The 23,914-nt window shown below is 72.0% G+C and carries 7 protein-coding genes and 1 pseudogene; 7 read left to right on the forward strand and 1 reads right to left on the reverse strand.

What is annotated here, in order from left to right; all coding sequences use genetic code 11:
• Positions 1 to 41 precede the first annotated feature (41 nt).
• The 6 genes and pseudogenes from YIM_RS11470 to YIM_RS11495 all read left to right on the forward strand — a co-directional run.
• On the forward strand, positions 42 to 1,577 hold the full coding sequence (locus tag YIM_RS11470) for an AMP-binding protein (RefSeq protein WP_153030338.1): 1,536 nt from the start codon (positions 42 to 44) through the stop codon (positions 1,575 to 1,577).
• A complete protein-coding gene (locus YIM_RS11475) occupies positions 1,574 to 2,806 on the forward strand; it encodes a type III PLP-dependent enzyme (protein ID WP_153030339.1) in 1,233 nt (410 codons plus the stop codon). Before YIM_RS11470 ends, YIM_RS11475 begins: the two co-directional genes overlap by 4 nt.
• Entirely contained in the window at positions 2,803 to 3,300 is a 498-nt protein-coding gene (locus YIM_RS11480) for a cobalamin B12-binding domain-containing protein (protein ID WP_153030340.1), read from the forward strand. Before YIM_RS11475 ends, YIM_RS11480 begins: the two co-directional genes overlap by 4 nt.
• Positions 3,297 to 4,586 carry a methylaspartate mutase gene (locus YIM_RS11485; protein WP_228004674.1) on the forward strand — a complete coding sequence of 430 codons (1,290 nt, stop codon included), beginning with the start codon at positions 3,297 to 3,299 and terminating at the stop codon, positions 4,584 to 4,586. The genes YIM_RS11480 and YIM_RS11485 overlap by 4 nt, the downstream gene beginning before the upstream one ends.
• A 105-nt stretch (positions 4,587 to 4,691) precedes the next feature.
• The gene (locus tag YIM_RS11490) at positions 4,692 to 20,468 is read left to right on the forward strand and encodes a type I polyketide synthase (RefSeq protein ID WP_153030341.1); all 15,777 of its coding nucleotides are present in this window, start codon (positions 4,692 to 4,694) and stop codon (positions 20,466 to 20,468) included.
• 14 nt (positions 20,469 to 20,482) lie between these two features.
• Positions 20,483 to 21,826, forward strand: a pseudogene (locus YIM_RS11495) (type I polyketide synthase); the annotation flags it as partial.
• 46 nt (positions 21,827 to 21,872) lie between these two features.
• Here the strand turns inward: YIM_RS11495 and YIM_RS11500 are convergent.
• A complete protein-coding gene (locus tag YIM_RS11500; protein ID WP_228004675.1) occupies positions 21,873 to 22,298 on the reverse strand; it encodes a VOC family protein in 426 nt (141 codons plus the stop codon).
• 410 nt (positions 22,299 to 22,708) lie between these two features.
• Between YIM_RS11500 and YIM_RS11505 the strand changes: the two genes are divergently transcribed.
• The gene (locus YIM_RS11505; protein ID WP_153030343.1) at positions 22,709 to 23,893 is read left to right on the forward strand and encodes a DUF993 family protein; all 1,185 of its coding nucleotides are present in this window, start codon (positions 22,709 to 22,711) and stop codon (positions 23,891 to 23,893) included.
• The last annotated feature ends 21 nt before the right edge of the window (positions 23,894 to 23,914 follow it).

Consider the following 23,914-nt stretch of genomic DNA (forward strand, 5'->3'; position numbering starts at 1 on the left):
CGATCCACTCAGCTGCTGGGGAGTTTGCGTTGGAAGCTCGAATGACCTCGATCGTTGGTGAAGCCGGCCCCCCGCGGGAGCCGGATCGATTTGTGCACGAGCTGCTGGACGAAGCGGTCGCCGAGACGCCGGAGGCGTGGGCGGTCCGCGGTTCCGCCGGCCGGTGGACCTACCGGCAGCTGGACGAACTGAGCACGGCGTTCGCGAACTGGCTGCGGGACAAGGGGATCGGTCACGGCGACCGGGTCGTGGTCCAGTTGCCGACCAGGCTGGAACTGGTCGCCATGTTCTACGGCACCGTCCGGTGCGGGGCGATCTTCGTGCCGCTGAACCCGGCGATGAAGATGTTCCACTTCGTCTCGGTGCTCGACAACGCCGAACCGTCGATGGTCATCGTCGACGGCGCGAACGTGGCCGAGTACCGCGGGGTGACCACCACACCGGTGCACGACCTGGCCGAGATCTGGCCGGAAGCGCTGGCACTGCGTGGTCTGCCCGCCCCGCCGCCACCGGAGGCGGCCACGCCGGACGACGTCGCGGTACTGGTCTATACCTCCGGCAGCACCGCGGCGCCGAAGGCGGTGATCTGCCCACACGCGCAGGTGAGCTTCGCGGCGGCGTCGATCAACGCCGAACTGCGCTACCGGCCGGACGACGTGGTCTTCTGCCGGTTCCCGCTCTCCTGGGACTACGGCCTCTACAAGGTGCTGTTGTCCTGCCTCGGCCGCTCGGAGCTGGTGCTCGCCGGTGAGGAGTCGGACCTGGTGCTGCTGCGGCTGATGCGGGAGACCGGCGCGACCGTGGTCCCCATCGTTCCCTCGCTGGCCACGATGATCGCCAGGCTCGCCGAACGCGACACCGCGCCGCCGCCACCGGTGCGGATGTTCACCAACACCGGCGCGGCGCTGCCCGCCACCACGATCGACGCACTGCGCACCGCCTTTCCCGGTGTCCGGGTGGTCCGCCAGTTCGGCCAGACCGAGTGCAAGCGCATCTCGATCATGCCGGTGGACGAGGACCGGGAGCGCCCGGCCTCGGTGGGCAGGCCACTGCCCGGCACCTCGGTGCTGATCCTGGACGACGCCGGGAATCCGGTACCGGTGGGCGAAGTGGGGGAGATCGTGGCGACCGGCCCGCACGTGATGCCGGGGTACTGGCGAGCTCCCGAACTGTCCGCGCGCACGTTCCGGCGGGATGAGCACACCGGTGAACGCCGCCTGCACACCGGCGACTACGGCAGTCTCGACGAGGACGGGTACCTCTACTTCGCGGGCCGCCGGGACGACATGTTCAAGCGCAAGGGCATCCGGATGAGCACGATCGAGATCGAGGCGGCCGCGATGGACGTGTCAGGGGTGCGCACCGCGGCGGCGCTGCCCCCGGCCGACGGCCGCGACCTGGTGCTGTTCGTGGAGAGCGAGCTGGCGCCGCACGTGGTGCTCAAGGAACTGGCCCAGCGCCTCGAACCGGCGAAGGTGCCCGCGCTGTGCAAGGTGATCGGCGAGCTGCCGCTCACCGCGCACGGCAAGAACGCCAAGCAGGCGCTGGTGGAACTGCTCGACGGAGGCGATCGGTGAACCGGTACGAAGAGCTGGCCGATCGCTTCGGCACGCCGTTGTTCGTCTACGACCTGGACGAGATCACCGCGGCGCGGCGCGAACTGACCGACGCGCTGCCCGAGGAGTTCGAGCTGTTCTACGCGTTGAAGGCGAACCCGCACCCGGAGGTGGTGCGCGCGCTGCGTGAGGGCGCGGGAAAGGGGTGCCGGGCGGAGATCAGCTCGACCGGCGAACTGGCCGCGGCGCTGGCCGCCGGGTTCACCGGGGCGGACTGCCTCTACACCGGGCCCGGCAAGACCGATGAGGAACTGCGGGAAGCCATCGGGCAGGGCGTGCGGATGTTCTCCACCGACTCGGTGACCGATGTGCGGCGCGTCGGTGCGGTGGCGCGGGAACACGGCGTGGTCGTCGACTGCCTGCTGCGGGTGAACAGCGCCGCGGCGAGCGCCACCACGAGCATCCGGATGACCGGTACCCCTTCGCAGTTCGGCTTCGACAGCGAAACCCTCGGCGAGGTGCTGCCCGAACTTCGCGCGGTGGACGGGATCGAGCTGGCCGGGATGCACTTCTTCCCGCTCAGCAACGCCCGCGACGAAGAGAGCCTGATCGGCGAGTTCAACCACACCATCGGCCTGGCCGCGCAACTGCAGGACGACCTCGGCCTGCCGTTGCGCTACCTGGACATCGGCGGCGGGTTCACCGTGCCGTACGCGGTGCCGGGCGCACGCGGGCACTACCCGAAACTGCGCTCGGAGCTGAGCGCGACGCTGGACCTGCTCCTGCCGGACTGGCGCACCGGAACCCCGCGCCTGGCCTGCGAATCCGGCCGGTTCCTGGTCGGCGCCGGTGGCACGCTGCTGGCCAGGGTGAGCAACGTGAAGGTCAGCCGTGGCCGGAAGTTCGTCATCCTGGACGCGGGGATCAACACCTTCGGCGGCATGTCCGGCCTCGGCAGGCTGCTGCCGGTCGCCGTGCAGCCGGTGGACGGCGAACCGGTGGAGTCGGCCAGCCTGGTCGGTCCACTGTGTACACCCGGCGACATTCTCGGCAGGCAGATCGAGCTGCCCGCACTGGCCGCCGGCGATCTGGTCACCATTCCCAACGCCGGTGCCTACGGTCCCACCGCGAGCCTGCTGATGTTCCTCGGCAGGCCGGCGCCGACGGAGGTGGTCGTCCGCGGTGACGAGGTCGTCTCGGTCTCCCGGATCGAGCACCACCGCAGCTACGAGACGGAGCTGGTCCGATGAGCCACTTGGACGGCGAGATCTCCGCGACGGGCTTCGAACCCGAGCGGCGCGACACCGTGGTGGTCACCGGGCTGGCCTCCGACGCGCACACCTGGAACCTGGTGTTCCTGCAGCTGCTCATCGAGGAACTCGGGTACCACGTGGTCAATCTCGGCCCGTGCGTGCCGGACGAGGTGCTGGTGGCGGAGTGCCGGAGCGTGGACCCGGTGATGGTGGTGATCGGCAGCGTGAACGGGCACGGGTTCCAGGACGGCAAGCGGGTGATCGAGAAGCTCCGCGCCTGCTCGGGGCTCGCCGGCACGCCGACGGTGATCGGCGGCAAGCTGGGCACCGGGGGAGAGCACGACGGCGAACGGCTGGACGCCTTGCTGGAGGCGGGGTTCGACGCGGTGTTCGACGACGGTGACGACAGCGTCGGGCGGCTGCGCAACTTCATGGCCGCCATTCCCGCCAGGACCGCCTCGGAACTGTCGGAAACCGGAACCCCGAGGTGAACGCCGATCTCGGCCGGGCACGGGTACGCCCGGCCGACTTCGGCGCGTTCGTCCGCGCCCGCGGTGGTTCCGGTGCGCTGGTGGTCCAGCCGAGAATGGGCTTCGGCGACCCGGCCGAGATGCGGGCCGGGCTCGCCGCGACCAAGGCGGCGGACGCCAGCACGGTCGGCACCATCACGCTGGACAGCTACACCAGGGTCGGTGACCTGCCGGCGGTGGCGTACGCGCTGCGCGAAGGCAGCGGGCTCAACGGATATCCCATCGTCAGCTACGACGGTGCCGTCACCGCCGCGATGCTGTCCGGGCTCGCCGACCACAGCTTCCCGGTCCAGGTGCGGCACGGTTCGGCGGTGCCGGGCGACATCTTCTCGGCGCTCATCGCGACCGGGCTCACCGCGACCGAGGGCGGCCCGGTCTCCTACTGCCTGCCATACGGCCGCACGCCGCTGGCGGAGTCGGTGCGGAACTGGGCCGACTGCGCCCGGCGGTTCGCCGAACTCCGCGAGTACGGGGTCGAACCGCACCTGGAGACCTTCGGCGGCTGCGTGATGGGCCAGCTGTGCCCGCCGAGCCAGCTGGTCGCGCTGAGCGTGCTGGAGGCGTTGTTCTTCCAGCAGCACGGCGTGCGCAGCGTCTCGGTCAGCTACGCCCAGCAGACCAACATGGACCAGGACGTGGAGGCGGTGTTCGCGCTGCGTCGGCTGTGCGCCGAACTGCTCCCGTCACCGGACTGGCACGTGGTGATCTACGCCTACATGGGGCTCTACCCGGCCTCCAGGACGGGCGCGCTCAGGTTGCTCGGCAAGGCCGCCGAACTGGCCGTGCTGACCGGTTCCGAGCGGCTGATCGTGAAAACGGTCGCGGAGTCCGTGCGCATTCCCACCATCGCGGAGAACGTCGACGCGCTGGAGCACGCCGGCCGCGTCGCCGAGCGGACCGTGCCGGGTCCGGTGCCCGCCGACACCGAGACCTATCGCGAGGCGCACGCGCTCGTCGCCGGGGTGCTGGACCTGGACGCCGATGTCGGGCGCGCACTGCAACTGGCGTTCCGGCACGGGCGGCTCGACATCCCGTACTGCGTGCACCCGGACAACATGGGCCGCGCGCGCAGTTACATCGACGACGACGGCTGGCTCCGCTGGGCCGAACTCGGCGCACTGCCACTGGGCGGCGTTGTCCGCTCCCGACGGTCCACAGTGGTCACTTCGACCGGTCTGCTGACCGATCTTTCCTACGTCCGGCGCAAGTTCGACGAGGCCCCGGATGCCCTGACCCGTGGCGGTTAGGGGGCGTTAGGGGTGGGGACCGCCGGTCCCGGCTCCATAGGTTTCGGTTGCCTGCCTGCTCCTGGCTGATACCGGAGAAAACACGAACATGCGCGGGGTGTGCTGATGGGTGAGTCTGAGAATCGCGTTCCCGCTGCCGGGCAGCTGCCGGGCGAGCGAGCGGTGCTGGCCGGACGGCTGGTCGGCCTGCCGGTGCCGGAGCAACACCGGTTCCTGCTCGAACTGGTCGCCGCGCAGGCGGACGCGGTGCTGCGCCAGTTGCGGCCGGAACTGGCCGGCGGGCTGGACCTCGAGCGGCCGTTCCGCGAACTCGGCCTGGATTCGCTCGGGCTGGTGGAACTGCACGCCCGGCTCAACGCCGGGCTCGGCCTCGACCTGCCGGTGACGGTGGCCTTCGACCACCCGACCCCGGACGCGCTGGCCGGGTTCCTGCGGGCCGAGGTGCTCGGCCTCGACGACGCCGAACCGTCCGTGGTGGTCACCGGTGCCACCGGGGACGACGAACCGATCGCCATCGTGGGTGTCGGCTGCCGGTTCCCCGGCGGGATCTCCTCCGCCGAGGACCTCTGGCGCCTGGTGACCGAGGGCGGCACGGTGCTCGGCGACTTCCCGGCCGACCGCGGCTGGGACCTGGACAACATGTTCGACGCGGACCCGAACGCGGTCGGCAAGAGCTACGTCAACCAGGGCGGTTTCCTCGACACCGCGACGGAGTTCGACGCGGAGTTCTTCGGCATCGCGCCCCGTGAGGCGCTGGCGATGGACCCGCAGCAGCGCCTGATGCTGGAAACCGCGTGGGAGGCACTGGAGCGCTCCGGCATCGACCCGACTTCGCTGCGCGGCAGCCAGACCGGCGTGTTCATCGGCGCGGAGGTGCACGAGTACGGCGTGCGCGTGCACGAAGCGCCGGAGGGCCTGGACGGCTACCTGATGACCGGGAACGCGCCGAGCGTGGCGTCCGGCCGGGTCGCCTACGTGCTCGGGCTGGAAGGCCCGGCGGTGACCGTGGACACCGCGTGTTCCGGCTCGATCGTGTCGCTGCACCTGGCCGCGCAGGCGTTGAGCCGGGGCGAGGCGTCGCTGGCGCTGGTCGGCGGCGTCGCGGTGATGGGCAGTCCCGGCATGTTCACCGCCTTCAGCAGGCAGCGCGGGCTCGCGCCAGACGGCCGGGTCAAGGCGTTCGCCGAGGCCGCGGACGGCACCGCGTTCGCCGAGGGCATCGGCCTGCTCGTGGTCGAGCGGCTCTCCGACGCCCGCCGCAACGGGCACACGGTGCTGGCTCTGGTCCGGGGCTCGGCGATCAACTCCGACGGGGCCAGCAACGGGCTCACCGCGCCGAGCGGCAGTTCGCAGCGGCGGCTGATCCGCACCGCGCTGGCCACCGCCGGGCTGAAGGCGGCCGACGTCGACGTGGTCGACGCGCACGGCACGGGGACCAAGCTCGGTGACCCGATCGAGGCGCAGGCGATCATCGCCACCTACGGCCAGGACCGTGAGCAGCCGTTGCTGCTGGGCTCGGTCAAGTCGAACCTCGGGCACACCCAGGCCGCGGGCGGCGTGGCCAGCGTGATCAAGATGATCATGGCGATGCGGCACGGGGAACTGCCGAGAACGCTGGGCGTGGACGCGCCTTCGTCGAACATCGACTGGTCCGCCGGTGCGGTGCGGTTGCTCACCGAGCAGGTGCCGTGGGAGCGCGGCGACCGGCCGCGCCGCGCGGGCATCTCGGCGTTCGGCATCAGCGGCACCAACGCGCACGTGATCATCGAAGAGCCGCCCGCGATCGAGCCCGAACCGGAGCGGACCCCGGCGACCGGACTGGTCCCGGTGGTGCTCTCCGCCCGGAGCGAGCAGGCGCTGCGCGCGAGCGCGGACCGCCTCCTGTCCTTTGTGGACGACAAGCCGGGACTGCCGCTGGCCGACCTCGGTCATTCGCTGGTCACCACGCGGGCTTCGCTCAGTCATCGCGCGGTGGTGCTCGCCGAGGACACCGATGAACTGCGGCGCGGCCTGCGCGCGGTGGCCGAGCGGACGGAAGCCGCGGACGGCCCGGCAGGCGGCAGGCTCGCGTTCCTGTTCACCGGCCAGGGCAGTCAGCGCCTCGGCATGGGCAAGCAGCTCTACCAGGAGTTCGGCACGTTCGCCGAGGCACTGGACGAGGCCATCGGTCATCTCGATCTGCAGTACGAAACTTCCCTCTGGGATGTGCTTTTCGCCGAGGAAGGAACGGCCGAAGCCGCGTTGCTCGACCAGACCCAGTACGCGCAGGGCGCGTTGTTCGCGGTCGAGGTGGCGTTGTTCCGGTTGCTGGAGTCGTGGGGTCTTCGCCCGGACTTCGTGGCTGGGCATTCGATCGGTGAGCTGGCCGCGGCGCACGTCGCCGGGGTGCTTTCGCTCGAGGACGCGGCCACGCTGGTGGCGGCGCGTGGTCGCTTGATGCAGGCGTTGCCGCCGGGTGGGGCGATGGTCGCGGTGCAGGCGACCGAGGACGAGGTGCGTGCCCAGCTCACCGACCAGGTGGGCATCGCCGCGATCAACGGCCCGGACGCGGTGGTGATTTCCGGAGCCGAGGACGCGGTGCTGGAGATCGCCGAGACCTTCGCCGGGCAGGGACGCAAGACCAAGCGCCTCCGGGTGAGCCATGCCTTCCACTCGCCGCTGATGGAGCCGATGCTCGCGGAGTTCGGCAAGGTCGCGGGCGTGCTGAGTTATTCGGCACCGCGGATTCCGGTGGTGTCGAACGTGACCGGTGAGCTGGCCACCGCCGAGCAGCTGTGCTCGCCGGAGTACTGGGTGCGGCACGTGCGCGAGGCGGTGCGCTTCCACGACGGCCTGCGCTGGCAGGCGGACCAGGGCGTGCGCACCTTCCTCGAACTGGGGCCGGACGCCGTCCTTTCCGCGATGGGACAGGGATTCCTGGAGCCGGGCGCGGCCGCGCTGGTGCCCACCATGCGCCGGGACCGCGCCGAGGTGCGTGAACTGCTTTCCGCGGTCGCGGCCGTTCACACCCGTGGTGTGCGCGTGGCGTGGCAGGGCTTCTTCGACGGCCGTGAACCGCGCCGCGTGGAGTTGCCGACCTATCCCTTCCAGCGGCGCCGGTTCTGGTTGAGCGCCCCCGATTCCGACGCCGACGCGACCCGCTTCGGGCAGGTCGCGGCCGAGCACCCGCTGCTGGGCGCGGTGGTCGGGCTCGCGGACGGGGACGGGGTGGTGCTGACCGGCCGGGTCGGGCTGCGCACCCACCCGTGGCTGGCCGACCACCTGATCTCCGGGGTGCCGCTGCTGCCCGGCACGGCGTTCGTGGAGCTTTTTGTGCGGGCCGGTGACCAGGTCGGCTGCGCACTGGTCGAGGAACTGACCCTGCACGCGCCGCTGGTGCTGCCGGGCACCTCGGGCGTGGCGCTGCAACTGGTGGTCGGTGCCGCCGACGGCACCGGCAGGCGAACCGTCGAACTGTTCTCCCGCACCGAAGACGACTCGGCGGACCTGCCGTGGGTGCGGCACGCCGACGGTGTTCTCGCCCCGGAAGCCCCCGCCGCACCGCCGGCGGCCGAGTGGCCGCCGCCCGGGGCCGAGGTGGTCGACATCGCGAACCTGTACGCCGACCTGGCCGGGCAGGGCTACGGTTACGGACCGGCCTTCCGCGGGCTGCGTGCGGTCTGGCGGCACGATGGTGCCGTCTACGCCGAAGTCGCGCTGCCGGAGGAGAACCGGGCCGACGCGGCCGGCTTCGGCCTGCACCCCGCGCTGCTCGACGCGGTGCTGCACGCCACCGATTTCGCTTCCCCCACACCGGTTTCCGGCACGCGCCTGCCGTTCGCATGGCAGGGCGTGGCACTGCACTCGACCGGTGCCGCCGCGGTACGGGTGAAGATCGTGGCCACCGGGACGGACGCGGTTTCGCTGGCCGTCGCGGACACCGCCGGGACGCCCGTGGCCACCGTGGAGTCCTTCGTGCTGCGCGAGGTGACCGAGGAACAGCTTTCGGCGGCGAGCCGGGTGCACGAACCGTCACTGAGGATCGGCTGGACGCCGGTGCCCGCCGGGACGGACCGGCCGGACGCCGTGCTGTACCGCTGCCCGTCAGTGTCCGAAGTGGACGTTCCCGAGGCGGTGCGCGCGGTCACCGGCGCGGTACTGGACGAACTGAAGTCGTGGCTGGCCGAACCCCGTGCCGAGCGGCTGGTCGTGGTGACCCGGCACGCGGTGGCGGCCGGGGACGGGCCGATCGACCTGGCGCAGGCGCCGGTGTGGGGCCTGGTGCGGTCCGCGCAGGCCGAGCACCCGGGGCGGTTCGTCCTGGTCGACACCGACACCGACACCGCCTCGGACGAGGTGGTGCTGGCCGCGGTGGCCACCGGGGAACCGGAGATCGCCGTGCGCGGCACCGAGTTCCTGGTGCCACGACTGGAAAAGCTCCCCGCCGAGGAACCGGCGAACGTGTCATGGGACGCGGACGACACGGTGCTGGTCACCGGTGGGACCGGCGGGCTGGGTGCCGTGCTGGCCCGGCACCTGGTCACCGAGCACGGCGTGCGGCACCTGGTGCTCACCAGCAGGCGCGGCCCGGACGCGGCCGGGGCGGCGGAACTGGCCGCCGAGCTGACCGGGCACGGTGCCGAGGTCGCCGTGGTGGCCTGCGATGTCGCGGACCGGGCGGCGGTGGCCGCCCTGCTCGCCGCGCACCAGCCGACCGCGGTGGTGCACGCGGCCGGTGTGCTCGACGACGGGCTGCTCGGCTCGCTCACGCCGGACCGGCTGGCCGGGGTGCTGGCGCCCAAGGCGGACGCCGCCTGGTACCTGCACGAGCTGACCGCGGACCTCGGACTGAAGGTCTTCGCGCTGTACTCGTCCACCGCCGGCCTGCTCGACGGGGCCGGTCAGGGCAACTACGCGGCGGCGAACGTCTTCCTGGACGCGCTGGCCGTGCACCGCAGGCGGTCCGGACTGCCCGCGACCTCGCTCGTCTGGGGTCTGTGGCCGGACAGCGGAATGGGCGCGGGCGTGGACGAACTCGCGCTCACCCGGATCCGGCGCCTCGGCCTGCGAAACCTCTCCGCGGCCGATCACCTCGTCCGGTTCGACCAGGCGGTGGCCGGTACCGACCCCGTGGTCGTGCCGGTGCGGGTGGATCCGCGCACACGTGACGACGGCACCCTGCCGCCGGTGCTGCGCGGCCTGATCCGCGCCTCGTCGCGGCCCGCCGCCGCCGAGTCGACGGGTCAGGCGCCTGCAGAACGTTCCCTGTCCACACTTCCGGAAGCGGAACGCGCGGACGCACTGCTCGACCTGGTTCGCACGCAGGTGGCCGGGGTGCTCGGCCACGACGGCGCGCAGGCGATCGCGCCCGGCAGCGTGTTCAGCGAGATCGGCTTCGACTCGCTGTCCGCGGTCGAACTGCGGAACCGGCTGAACGCCGCCACCGGGCTGCGGCTGACCGCGACGCTGGTCTTCGACTACCCGACCCCGCGCGCGCTGGCCGAGCACATCGGCGGCAAGTTGTTCACCACCAGCGAGCCCGCGAGGGCCACCGCACTGGTGGCCGCCGCTGCCGTCGACGAGCCGATCGCCATCGTCGGAATGGCCTGCCGCTACCCGGGCGAGGTCGGATCCCCCGAGGACCTGTGGCGCTTGGTCGCCGAGGGCGCCGACGTGATCACGCCGTTCCCGGTCGACCGCGGCTGGGACCCCGGCCTCTACGACCCCGAACTGGGCAAGCCGGGCAAGAGCTACGCCCGTGAAGGCGGGTTCCTGCACGACGCGGCCGAGTTCGACGCGGAGTTCTTCAACGTCTCGCCGCGCGAGGCGACGGCGATGGATCCGCAGCAGCGGCTGCTGCTGGAAACCGCGTGGGAGGCCGTGGAACGGGCCGGCATCGACCCGCTTTCCCTGCGGGGCAGCAGCACCGGCGTGTTCGCCGGGGTGATGTACCACGACTGGGGCACCCTGCTCGACGAGGTGCCGGAGGAGGTAGCCGGTTATCTCGGCAACGGCAGCCTGGCCAGCGTGGTCTCCGGCCGGGTGGCCTACACCCTCGGCCTGGAGGGGCCCGCGGTCACCGTGGACACCGCCTGCTCCTCGTCGCTGGTGGCACTGCACTGGGCGATCCAGGCGCTGCGCCGCGGTGAGTGCACCATGGCACTGGCCGGTGGCGTCACCGTGATGTCCACTCCGGACACCTTCGTCGACATGAGCAGGCAGCGCGGACTGGCCGCCGACGGCCGGTGCAAGTCGTTCGCCGGCGCCGCGGACGGCACCGGCTGGGGTGAGGGCGCCGGTGTCCTGCTGGTGGAGCGGTTGTCCGAGGCGAGGCGGCTGGGACATCCGGTGCTGGCGGTCGTGCGTGGCAGTGCGGTGAACCAGGACGGCGCGTCGAACGGGCTGACCGCGCCGAACGGTCCGTCGCAGGTGCGGGTGATCCAGCAGGCGCTGGGTTCGGCCGGACTGTCACCGTCCGATGTGGACGTGGTGGAAGGTCACGGCACCGGGACGACGCTCGGTGATCCGATCGAGGTGCAGGCGCTGCTGACCGCGTACGGGCAGGAGCGGGACGAGCCGTTGTGGCTGGGCTCGGTCAAGTCGAACATGGGGCACACGCAGGCGGCTGCCGGTGTCGCCGGGATCATCAAGATGGTGGAGGCGATGCGCCACGGCGTGCTGCCGAAGACGCTGCACGTGGACCAGCCCTCGGACCAGGTGGACTGGGATTCGGGTGCGGTGGAGCTGCTGACCGAGTCCCGGCCGTGGCCGGAGCGCGGGCGGGCGCGCCGGGCCGGGATCTCCTCGTTCGGCATCAGCGGCACCAACGCGCACGTCATCATCGAGCAGGCGCCGCCAGCCGAACCGGCGGTGCCCGCCGAGGTGCCCGCGCTGCTGCCGTTGCTGGTCTCCGGCAAGAGCCCGCAGGCGCTGCGGGCACAGGCCGCCACCTTGCTGTCCTTTGTGGACGGAAAGCCGGTGGCGGAACTGACCGCGGCGGCCAGGGCACTGGCCACCCAGCGCTCGGCGTTCGAACACCGGGCGGCGGTCGTCGGCGCGGACCTCGACGAACTGGTCCGCGGCCTGACCGCGCTGGCCGGTGGCACCGGTCCGGTGGTGGACCGGGCGATCGACGGCAAGGTCGCGTTTGTGTTCTCGGGCCAGGGCGCACAGCGGCTGGGCATGGGCTGGGAGCTGTACCACGCCTTCCCGGCCTTCGCCTCGGCTTTCGACGAGGTGTGTGCCGAGCTGGACTCATCGCTGCGAGACGTGATCTGGGGCGACGACGCCGACCTGGTGAACCAGACGGTGTGGGCGCAGGCCGGGCTGTTCGCGGTCGAAGTGGCGTTGTTCCGCCTCGTCGAGTCCTGGGGTGTGCGGCCCGATTTTGTGGCCGGGCATTCGATCGGCGAGATCGCGGCGGCCCAGGTGGCCGGGGTGCTGTCCCTGGCGGACGCGGCGAAACTGGTCACCGCGCGGGGCCGGTTGATGCAGCAGCTGCCTTCAGGCGGCGCGATGGCGGCGGTGCAGGCGTCCGAAGAAGAAGTGCTGCCACTGCTGACCGGCGAGGTTTCGATCGCGGCCGTCAACGGGGCGGAGGCCGTGGTGGTCTCCGGCGCGGAGGACGCGGTGGTACGGGTGACCGACCAGCTGGTCGGACAGGGGCGCAAGACCACCATGCTCCGGGTGTCGCACGCGTTCCACTCGCCGTTGATGGAGCCGATGCTGGCCGCGTTCGCCGCAGTGGTGGAGAGCCTGACCTTCAGCGACCCGGTGATCCCGGTGGTGTCCACTGTGTCCGGTGAGGTTGCCGCGGCACTGACCGACCCGGCCTACTGGGTGCGCCAGGTGCGCGAGCCGGTGCGGTTCGCCGACGCCGTGCGCACACTGGAAACCCGTGGTGTGGTCACCTTCCTCGAACTGGGACCGGACGCGGCGCTCAGCGGCATGGCCGAATCCGGGTTCGTGCCGGTGCAGCGCCGGAACAAGCCCGAGGTACGAGAACTCGTCACCGCGCTCACCCGTACCCACGCGCGGGGTGTGCCCGTGGCCTGGAACGAGTTCTTCGCCGCCACCGGGAACCAGCGGATCGACCTGCCCACCTACGCCTTCCAGCGACGGCGGTACTGGCTGGACCCGGCCGCGACGACCAGCGGGCGCAGCCTCGGCTCCGCCGGGCTGACCTCGCTCAGGCATCCGATGCTGGCCGCGGCCGTGGTGGTCCCGGACACCGACGAGGTGGTGCTGACCGGCAGGCTCGGCGTGGACTCGCAGCCCTGGATCGCCGACCACGTCGTGCTCGGGAACGTGTTGCTGCCGGGCACCGGACTCGTGGAGCTGGCCATGCGTGCCGGTGACGAGGTCGGCTGCGCCACCGTGGCGGAACTGACCCTCCAGGCCCCGATCGTGCTGCCGGACCGCGGCGGGCTGTCGGTGCGCGTGGTGGTGGGCGCGCCGGACCAGTCGGCGGCCCGGTCCGTCCAGGTGTACTCGCGGCCCGAGGACGAGGGTGGTTCCTGGACCCGGCACGCGTCCGGAACGCTCACGCCCGGCGGCTTGGAGCCGGACGGCGACCTTTCGGAATGGCCACCGGCGGACGCGGTGCCCGTCCCGGTCGACGGCGCCTACGAGCGGCTGGTCGACCGCGGTTACGGCTACGGCCCGGTGTTCCAGGGCTTGAAGGCGGCCTGGCGGCGTGGGGCGGACGTGTTCGCCGAGGTGGAGCTGCCGGAGCAGGCGAGGGACGAGGCCGCGCGGTTCGGCCTGCACCCGGCGTTGCTCGACGCGGCCATGCACGCCGACCTGCTCGACGAGAACGGCCGGAGCGAGGGCGCGACCCTGCTGCCGTTCTCCTGGAACGGCGTGACACTGCACGCCACCGGCGCGACCGCGGTGCGGGTGCGCCTGCGGCGGGTGCGCGGGGACGAGGTGTCCGCGCTGTGGGTGGCGGACGAGCGGGGCAGGCCGGTGGCGACGGTGGACCAGCTGGTGTCGCGTCCGGCGTCGGCCGGGCAGCTCGACGCCGCGAAGAGCGCGGTGACCGACGGCCTGCTGCGGCTCGCGTGGGAACCGCTGACCGTGCCCGCCGGTGTGCTCCCCGCCCCGGTCGCACTGGACGAACTCGGCGCGGACGTGCCGGAAGTGGTGCGCTACACCGTGCCTCCGGGTGGTGCCGACGTGCTCGGCGGTACGCGCTCGGTACTGGACGAAGTGCTGGCCGCCGTGCGTTCCTGGCTGGCGGAGGACCGGTTCGCGTCGTCGAAGCTGATGGTGGTGACCAGGCGCGCGGTGGCGGCGGGCGACGAGCCCGTCGATCTGACGCAGGCGCCGGTGTGGGGCCTGCTGCGGGCGGCGCAGGCCGAGAACCCCGGGCGCTTCGTCCTGGTGGACACCGACGCGGACTCGGCGCACCTGCTGGCCGCCGCGACTGCTTCCGGGGAACCGGAACTGGCGCTGCGCTCGGGCAAGGCGTACGTGCCGCGACTGGCGAAAGCCGTCGCGGGCAACGGAAAACCGGCGTGGAACCCGGACGGCACGGTGCTGATCACCGGTGGCACCGGTGGCCTCGGCGCGCTGATCGCGCGGCACCTGGTCGTCGAGCACGGGGTGCGGCACCTGCTGCTGACCAGCCGCCGGGGTGAGGACGCGCCCGGTGCCGCGGAGCTGCGGGCCGAACTGGGCGAACTCGGCGCGGCAGTGACGATCGCGGCCTGCGACGTGTCCGGTCCGGACGCGCTGGCGGACCTGCTGGCCGGGGTGCCCGGCACCCATCCGCTGACCGGGGTGGTGCACGCCGCCGGAGTGGTGCGGAACGGCCTCGTCGGCGCGCTCACCGCCGACGAGCTGGACGAGGTGTTGCGGCCGAAGGTGGACGCGGCCTGGCACCTGCACGAATTGACCAGGGAGCTGGACCTTTCGGCGTTCGTGCTGCTGTCCTCGGCCGGTGGACTGGTGCTGCCGGAGGGACAGGCGAACTACGCCGCCGCGAACGTCTTCCTGGACGCGTTGGCCGCGCACCGCCGTGCCGAAGGCCTGCCCGCCACGGCACTGGCCTTCGCGATGTGGGCGGTGAACACCGGCCTCGGCGGGGAACTGGGCCAGTCCGACCTGGACCGGATGCGCAGGCTCGGCCTGCCCGCTCTGTCCACGGAGGACGGCTTGGCGCTGTTCGACGCCGCGTTGCGGGTGGACGAGCCGATGGTGGCGCCGATCCGGATCGACCGGCAGGCGTTGCTGACCAGGGCGGGCGAACTTCCCGCACTGCTGCGTGGTTTCGGCCGCGGTCCCGCCCGGCGCCAGGTCACCGCCGGGGCGGGGACCGGGACGAACGCGCTGGCCGCGCTGCTGGCCGGCCGGTCGTCGGCCGAACGGGACCGGCTGCTGCTGGACCTCGTCCGCGCCCAGGTGGCCGCGGTGCTCGGCCACGCCGGTACCGAGGCGATCGAGGAGGACCGCGCCTTCAAGGAGCTGGGCTTCGATTCGCTCGCCGCGGTCGAACTGCGCAACGCGCTGAACGCCGAGACCGGTCTCAGCCTGCCCGCGACGCTGGTCTTCGACTACCCGAACTCGCGCGCGGTCGCCGACTACCTCAGGTCCAAGGCGGTCGGCAACGATCTGCGGGCACCGGTGGTGACGACCGAGACGGCCGCCGGTGAGGACCCGATCGTCATCGTCGGCATGAGCTGCCGGTTCCCCGGCGGGGTGCGGTCCCCGGAGGACCTGTGGCGCCTGGTCGCCCAGGGCGTGGACGCGGTCGGCGAGTTCCCGGAGGACCGTGGCTGGGACACCGAAGGCGTGTACCACCCGGAGCCGGGCACGCCGGGCAAGACCTACGTGCGGGAGGGCGGTTTCCTCTACGACGCCGCCGAGTTCGACGCGGAGTTCTTCGGCATCATGCCGCGCGAGGCGATCGCCATGGACCCGCAGCAGCGGTTGCTGCTCCAGGCTTCGTGGGAGGCGTTCGAACGGGCCGGGATCGACCCGGCCGCGCTGCGCGGCAGCCAGACCGGCGTCTACACCGGGGTGATGTACCACGAGTACGGCAGCAGGCCGGGCCAGGTGCCCGAGGACCTGGCCGCCTACCTCGGCAACGGCAGCGCGGGCAGCATCGCGTCGGGCCGGGTGGCGTACAGCCTCGGCCTGGAGGGGCCCGCGGTCACCGTGGACACGGCCTGCTCGTCGTCGCTGGTCGCGTTGCACGTGGCCTGCCAGGCACTGCGGCAGGGCGAGGTCACCATGGCGCTGGCCGGCGGGGTGACGGTGATGCCGGCCCCGGACATCTTCGTCGACTTCAGCCAGCAGCGCGGCCTGGCCGCGGACGGCCGGTGCAAGGCGTTCGCCGGGGCCGCGGACGGCACCGGCTGGTCCGAAGGCGTCGGCCTGCTGCTGCTGGAACGACTGTCCGACGCCCGGCGCAACGGCCATCCCGTGCTGGCGGTGGTGCGGTCCAGCGCGATCAACCAGGACGGCGCGTCGAACGGGCTGACCGCGCCGAACGGGCCGTCGCAGGAACGGGTGATCCGGCGGGCGCTGGCCAGTGCCGGACTGCCCGCGTCCGCGGTGGACCTGGTCGAAGGGCACGGCACCGGCACCCGCCTCGGCGATCCGATCGAAGCGCAGGCGCTGCTGGCCACCTACGGGCAGGAGCGGGCCGGGGAGGACCCGCTCTGGCTCGGCTCGGTCAAGTCGAACATCGGGCACGCGCAGGCCGCGTCCGGGGTGAGCGGCGTGATCAAGACGGTGCTGGCGATCCAGCACGGGCTGATGCCGAAAACCCTGCACGTGGACGAACCTTCGGGCCAGGTCGACTGGAGTGCCGGGGCGGTCCGCCTGCTCACCGAGCCGCGCGAGTGGACGACCGAGGACGGGCGCCCGCGCCGCGCGGCGGTGTCCTCGTTCGGCCTCAGCGGCACCAACGCGCACGTCATCCTCGAACAGGCACCGGAACCCGACGAGGCGGCGGCGGTGCGAACCGCCGACGCCGGTCCGGTCCCGCTGGTGCTGTCGGCGAAAACGCCGAAAGCACTGGCCGGACAAGCGAAGCGGCTGCGTGACCGGCTGCTGGACCGGCCGGAGGAGAGCCTGCTGGACCTCGGCTTCTCGCTCGCCACCACCCGTGCGGCACTGGAACACCGGGCCGTGGTGCTGGCCGCCGACCACCAGGCCGCGGCCGAGGCGCTCGACGCGGTCGCCACCGGAAACGGTTCAGCCGAGGTCGTGACCGGTACCGGCCGGACCGGCGGGCTCACCGCGTTCCTGTTCACCGGCCAGGGTTCGCAGCGGCTCGGCATGGGCCGCGAACTCTACGAAGCCGATCCGGTGTTCGCGGAGGCGTTCGACGCGGTGTGCGCCGAACTGGACCACCACCTGGTCACCCCGTTGGCCGACGTGGTCTGGGGCGAGGACGCCGACGCGCTGAACCGGACCGAATACGCCCAGCCCGCGTTGTTCGCGGTCGAGGTGGCGTTGTTCCGGTTGCTGGAGTCGTGGGGCCTTCGACCGGATTTCCTGGCTGGGCATTCGATCGGTGAGCTGGCCGCGGCGCACGTCGCCGGGGTGCTTTCGCTCGAAGACGCGGCGAAGCTGGTGGCCGCGCGTGGTCGCTTGATGCAGGCGTTGCCGTCGGGCGGGGCGATGGTCGCGGTGCAGGCGACCGAGGACGAGGTCGTGCCGCTGCTGACCGAGCGGACCGGGATAGCCGCGGTCAACGCGCCGGGCTCACTGGTGGTTTCCGGTGTCGAGAGCGAGGTGCTGGAGATCCAGCGCGAACTCGCCGAACGGGGCCGCAAGACCACTGCGCTCAAGGTCTCGCACGCGTTCCACTCACCGCTGATGGAGCCGATGCTGGCCGAGTTCGGCGAGATCGCCCGCACCATCTCCTACGCGGAACCGCGGATCCCGGTGATTTCCAACGTCATCGGGGAACCGGCGGACCTGGCCAACGCGGACTACTGGGTGCGGCACGTGCGTGCGGCGGTCCGGTTCGCCGACGGCGTCCGCTGGCTCGCCGGAGAAGGCGTCACCAGGTTCGTCGAACTCGGCCCGGACGCGGTGCTGTCCGCGATGACCACCGAAAGCCTCGGTGCGTTCCCGGACGCGACCGGGCCGGCTGTGCTGGCCACGATGCGGAGGGACCGGACGGAGACCGGCACCCTGCTGGCCGCGGTGGCCGGACTGCACGCCGCCGGGAAGAGTCCGGTGTGGACGGACTTCTTCGCCGGCTCCGGCGCTCGCCGGGTCGACCTGCCCACCTACGCCTTCGACACCCGGCCGTACTGGCTGGAGCCGGCGCCGGTGGTCGCGGACGACGTGGCCGGGGTCGGGCAACAGCGGGCCGGGCATCCGCTGATCGGCGCGGTGGTGACCGTGCCGGAGTCCGACGGGGTGGTGCTGACCGGCAGGCTGGCGCGGCACACGCACGGCTGGGTCGCCGACCACCAGGTGCTGGGCAACGTGCTGCTGCCGGGGACCGGGCTGGTCGAGCTGGCGATCCGCGCCGGTGACGAGGTCGGCTGCGCGAAGCTGGCGGAACTCTCCCTGGAAGCACCGCTGATCGTGCCGGATCGGGTCGCGCTCGCGGTGCGGGTCGTGGTGGACGAGCCGGACGCTTCCGGGGTGCGGCAGGTGCGCGTCTACTCGCGGGCCGAGGACACCGGCGGGCCGTGGACGCGGCACGCGGTCGGCATGCTCACCGCCGAGGCGGCGGAGCCGGAGTTCGATCTGACCGAGTGGCCGCCGCCGGGCGTGACCCCGGTCGATCTCGACGGCGCCTACGAGCGGCTGATCGAGCGCGGGTACGGCTACGGCCCGGTTTTCCAGGGGCTCACCGCGGCGTGGCGGCGTGGCACGGACGTGTTCGCCGAGGTTCGGCTGCCCGAGGGAGCCGAGGACACCGGCTTCGGCCTGCACCCGGCGCTGCTCGACGCCGCTCTGCACGCGGATCTGCTGGACGAGACCGGTGGTGGCGAGACGCTGCTCCCGTTTGTCTGGAACGGCGTCACCCTGCACGCCACGGGCGCGACCGCGCTGCGGGTGCACCTGAGGCGGGTGCGTGGTGACGAGGTGTCCGCGCTGCGGGTCGCCGACGAGTCGGGCAAGCCGGTGGCCACGGTGGAGTCCCTGGTCTCCCGCCCGGTTTCGCCCGCACAGCTGGCCGGGGGAGCGGAAGACGGACTGCTCCGGCTCGGCTGGCGGGAAGTGTCTCTGTCCGAAGTGGACGGAACGCTCCCGGCGCTGGCGGACGACGTTGCCGAAGGGGCCGTGCTCTACTCCGTGCCTGACGGCGGGGACGCAGACCTGCTCACCGCCACGCATTCGGTGGCGAGTGAGGTGCTGGCGGTCCTGCGCTCGTGGCTGGCCGATCCCCGCGCCGCGTCGTCGACACTGGTCGTGCAGCACCGGGGTGAGCTGGCCCAGGCGCCGGTGCGGGGGCTGGTGCGTGCCGCGCAGGCCGAGCACCCAGGCCGATTCGTGCTGGTGGAATCGGACGACGACGCGAAGCTGCTCCCCGCCGCGGCGGCGAGCGATGAGCCGGAACTGACCCTGCGCGAGGGCAAGGCCCTGGTGCCGCGCCTGGCCAGGGTGACAACAGCCGCTACCGGCGATCCGGTGTGGGACACCACGGGCACGGTGTTGATCACCGGCGGCACCGGCGGGCTGGGCGCGCTGGTGGCCCGGCACCTGGTGACCCGGCACGAGGTGCGGCGCCTGGTGCTGACCAGCAGGCGCGGCCTCGACGCCCCTGGCGCGGCGGAGCTGCGCGCCGAGCTGGCAGGGCTGGGCGCCGAGGTCACCGTGGCGGCGTGTGACGTCGCCGACCGGTCGGCGGTGGCGGCGCTGCTGACGGAGATCCCGTCGGCGCACCCGCTGACCGGGGTGGTGCACGCCGCCGGTGTGGTCGACGACGGCCTGCTCGACTCGCTCACCCCGGAACGGCTGCGGAACGTGTTGCGGCCCAAGGTGGATGCGGCCTGGCACCTGCACGAACTGACCAGTGACCTGGACCTTTCGGCGTTTGTCCTGTTCTCCTCGACCACGGGGATCCTGGACAACGCCGGGCAGGCCGCCTACGCCGCCGGCAACGTCTTCCTCGACGCGCTGGCCGCGCACCGGACCGCGGCCGGGCTCCCGGCGACGGCACTGGCCTGGCACCTGTGGGCCGGTGACGGCATGGGCGCGGCACTGGACGAAGCGGTCTTCGAGCGGCAACGGCGACTGGGCACACCGGCGCTTTCCCCCGAACGCGGACTGGAGCTGTTCGACGCCGCGCTGGGCACCGGGGAACCCGCGCTGGTCCCGCTTCCGCTGGACGCGGGGGCGCTCGAAGCCGCGGACGAGGTACCCGCGGTGCTGCGCGACCTCGCCGGGGCGCGGCGCCGGACGCGTGCCGTGGCCGGGATCGCGCCGGTCGAGGTCACGGAGTTGACGCTGGTCCAGCGGTTGACCCCGCTGTCCGAAGTGGAGCGTGGCAGGGTGGTGCTGGACCTGGTGCGTGCGGAGGTCGCCGCGGTGCGGCACGCGCGACCGGCCGAAATCGACACCGGTAAGGGCTTCACCGAACTGGGACTGGATTCGCTGGCCGCGATCGAACTGCGCAACCGGCTCGGTGCCGCCACCGAACTCCGCCTGCCCGCCACGCTGATGTTCGACTACCCGAACCCCGGCGTGCTGGCGAACTTCCTGCTCGACGAGCTGGACCTGCCGGAGAGCCCGGCACCGGCCGGGGACGAGGACGGCATCCAGCGCGCGCTCGCGGCGATCCCGGTGGCCAGGATCCGGGAGGCCGGTCTGCTCGACGCGCTGCTGGAACTGGCCGGGCCCGAAGCACCGCCGGAAGAGGAGCTGACGAACATGGCGATCGACGACCTGGTGCGGGCGGCCCTCGAGGCCACCGAGTCGCGGTGACGGGAGGACTGGCGATGGATTCCGAGCGGGTCGTCGAAGCGCTGCGGCAGTCGGTGCGGGAGAACGAACGGCTGCGGCAGCTCAACAACAGCCTGGTCGAGGCCGCCGCCGAGCCGATCGCCATCGTCGGCATGGCGTGCCGGTTCGCCGGCGGGGTCGGCTCGCCCGAGGACCTGTGGCGAATGATCGACGAAGGCCGGGACGGGGTCACCGAGTTCCCCGCGGACCGGGGCTGGGACGTGGACGGGCTCTACGACCCGGAACCGGGCAAGCCGGGCAAGATCATCACCCGCCAGGGCGCGTTCCTGCACGACGCCGCGGAGTTCGACGCCGAACTGTTCGGCATCTCGCCCCGTGAGGCGCGGGAGATGGACCCGCAGCAGCGGGTGCTGCTGGAAACCTCGTGGGAGGCGCTGGAGAACGCCCGCATCGATCCGTTCTCCCTGCGGGGTGGCCGGACCGGGGTGTTCGCCGGGGTGATGTACCACGACTACGAAGGTGCCGACGGTGGCGGCGGTCTGGTCAGCGGCCGGGTCGCCTTCACCTTCGGCCTGGAGGGTCCCGCGGTCAGCGTGGACACCGCGTGCTCGTCGTCGCTGGTGGGCCTGCACCTGGCCATGCAGTCGCTGCGGTCCGGTGAATGCCCGCTGGCGCTGGTCGGCGGGGTGACCGTGATGGCGACGCCGGAGACCTTCCTGTACTTCAGCAAGCAGCGCGGGCTGGCCCCGGACGGCCGGTGCAAGTCCTTCGCCGCGGCCGCCGACGGCACCGGCTGGGGTGAGGGCTCGGGCATGCTGGTGCTGGAGCGGCTGTCCGACGCCCGGCGCAACGGGCGGCGGGTGCACGCGGTGGTGCGGTCGTCCGCGACCAACCAGGACGGTGCCTCCAGCGGGATCACCACGCCGAACGGGCCGTCACAGCAGCGGCTGATCCAGCAGGCGCTGCGGGGCGCCGGTCTAGAACCGTCCGATGTGGATGCCGTGGAGGCACACGGCACCGGCACGCGGCTGGGTGATCCGATCGAGGCGCAGGCGCTGCTGGCCACCTACGGCCGGGACCGGCCGGCGGACCGGCCGCTGTGGCTGGGTTCGGTGAAGTCGAACCTCGGCCACACGCAGGCGGCGGCCGGCGTGGCCGGGATCATCAAGATGATCATGGCCATGCGGCACGACACGCTGCCGAGAACGCTGCACGTCGACACGCCGACACCGCAGGTCGACTGGTCGGCCGGGAACGTCCGGCTGCTGACCGAAGCGCGGCCGTGGCAGCCCAATGGCCACCCGCGCCGCGCCGGGATCTCCTCGTTCGGCATCAGCGGCACCAACGCCCACGTCATTCTCGAAGAACCACCACGGCAGTGACGACCGTGCGCGCCCGGGGCGTCCCGGGCGCGCACGATTCTGTTCAGTCAGGTGAGGACTGGAGTTCCACCAGGTTCCCGGCCGGGTCACGAAGGTGGGCCATCCGGGTTTCCGGGCCCCATTCCGGGTAGTCCGCGGCGGGCCGGACCACGGTGGCGCCGTTTTCTTCGAGCAGGCGCTGCGCGGCGTCCACATCGGCGAGCCGGAAAACAAGCAGCACGGCTTCGCCCGCCGAGGACGGTGAGATCTCCGCCAGCGTGGCGGCCATCGCGGCGCGGTCCAGCACCGCGAGGATCGGCTTCCCGTCGCTGTCCCAGCGCGCGTAGGGGCCGTCGGCGCCGCCCTCGCCCGGCTTCGCGGCCGCCAGCTGCGGCAGGATCCGGTCGTAGAACCGGAAGCACTCGGCGAAGTTGTCGACGAGCAGTCGCGGATGCACGGTGTCCACCAGATTGGCCGGTCGCTTGGCCATGAGCACTCCTCCACCGGATTCGGTCGGTTCGTGGAAAGTCGGTCGGGAATTCGGTCGTGGAAAAAAGGGAAGCCGGTCCGGGAATCGGTGAACCCGACGCCCGGACCGGCTCAGGTGCGCCGTCCGCCCACTCGGTGCGGTACCTGCCTGGGGGAGGGACAAGCCGCGGCCGGAGCCGGAATCGCACCAGCTGTGCACAGTCAGGTTAGCCAGCCGCTTTTGCCGGGCGCAGCCCCTAGAAAGCGGGTCGCTCGCGGCGGTGCCGGACAGGGGTCCCCGGCCGGGCGTTTAGGGGGCAACCGCTGTGGTGAGGCCGGTGTTCGAGTGGTTTCAATGGGTTTTCGCGAAATAGGACGCAATCCAGTTGCCGGCCGATCGCGGTCGCGCACCGAAGCTGCGGAGCTGATGCTGTGATCGAACTTCCTGAACCGGATGGCACCCTGCGGGCGTACCGGCCGGTGACCCAGCCACGGGACTTCGCGCCGACCGGCACCACGCCGGTCAGCCGGGTCGCGTTCTCCACCGCGCACGTGGTGGCCCACCCGATGGCCGCCAACAGTCCGCTGCTGGCCTTCGAACCGATGCGCCCGCCCGCGCTGGACTGGGACGCGACGATGGCCTACCGCCGTCACCTCTGGTCGCACGGGCTGTCCCTCGCCGAGGCGCTGGACACCCAGAACCGGGCGATGGGACTGGACTGGCCCACTTCCGCGGAGCTGATCCGCCGGTCGGCCGCCGAGGCCAAGGCGGTGGGCGGCCGGATCGCCGGCGGGGTGTGGACCGACCAGCTCGACCCGATGGGTTCCTACACCAAGGCCGAGGTCGTCGCCGCCTACGAGGAGCAGCTGGAGGTGGTCGAGGACGCCGGTGCGCAGGCCATCATCCAGGCCAGCCCGGCGCTGGTGCCGGTGGCGCACGGCCCGGAGGACTACGCCGAGGTGTACCGGAACCTGTTGCGCCAGGCCAAGCAGCCGGTGATCCTGCACTGGGTGCTGCCCGCCTCCGACCCGCGCCTGGTGGGGTACTGGGGGCACGCGGACCTCGCCGCCGCGACCGACGACTTCCTGGCCGTGGTCAGGGAGAACGTGGCCAAGGTCGACGGGGTCAAGGTGTGGCCCGCCTCCCGTGAGTACGAACTCGACCTGCGCCGCAGGCTGCCCGAGGGCGTGCACTGCTACAACGGGGACATCACCGACTTCCCCGAGCTGATCGCCGGGGACGAGCTGGGGTACAGCGACACGCTGACCGCGATCTTCGACCCGATCGCACCCATCGCCGGTGCTGCCTTCCGCAAGCTGGACGCCGGTGACGCCAAGGGATTCCGCACCGAGATGGAGTCCACTTTGGAGCTGGCGCAGCACCTGTTCGACGGCGATGCGATCACCATGCGCTTCTTCAAGACCGGTTTTGTGTTCCTCGCCTGGCTCGGCGGGTACCAGGACCACTTCCGGATGGTCTGGGGTGAGCAGTCGGCGCGATCGGTGCCGCACCTGGCCAAGGCGTACCGGCTGGCGGACTCGCTCGGCCTGTTCCCGGACCCGGAACTCGCCGAGCGCCGGATGCGCGTGGTGCTGGCCACCGCCGGGTTGAGCTGAGCTGACCGGAGCAGGGGCCGG

This window comes from Amycolatopsis sp. YIM 10 (genome assembly GCF_009429145.1).
In the GTDB taxonomy this organism is placed as follows: domain Bacteria; phylum Actinomycetota; class Actinomycetes; order Mycobacteriales; family Pseudonocardiaceae; genus Amycolatopsis.

Coding starts and splice junctions, on each gene's coding strand:
- YIM_RS11500 (WP_228004675.1), bottom strand. CDS start 22,298: ATGGCCAAGCGACCGGCCAATCTGGTGGACACCGTGCATCCGCGACTG.
- YIM_RS11490 (WP_153030341.1), top strand. CDS start 4,692: ATGGGTGAGTCTGAGAATCGCGTTCCCGCTGCCGGGCAGCTGCCGGGC.
- YIM_RS11470 (WP_153030338.1), top strand. CDS start 42: ATGACCTCGATCGTTGGTGAAGCCGGCCCCCCGCGGGAGCCGGATCGA.
- YIM_RS11480 (WP_153030340.1), top strand. CDS start 2,803: ATGAGCCACTTGGACGGCGAGATCTCCGCGACGGGCTTCGAACCCGAG.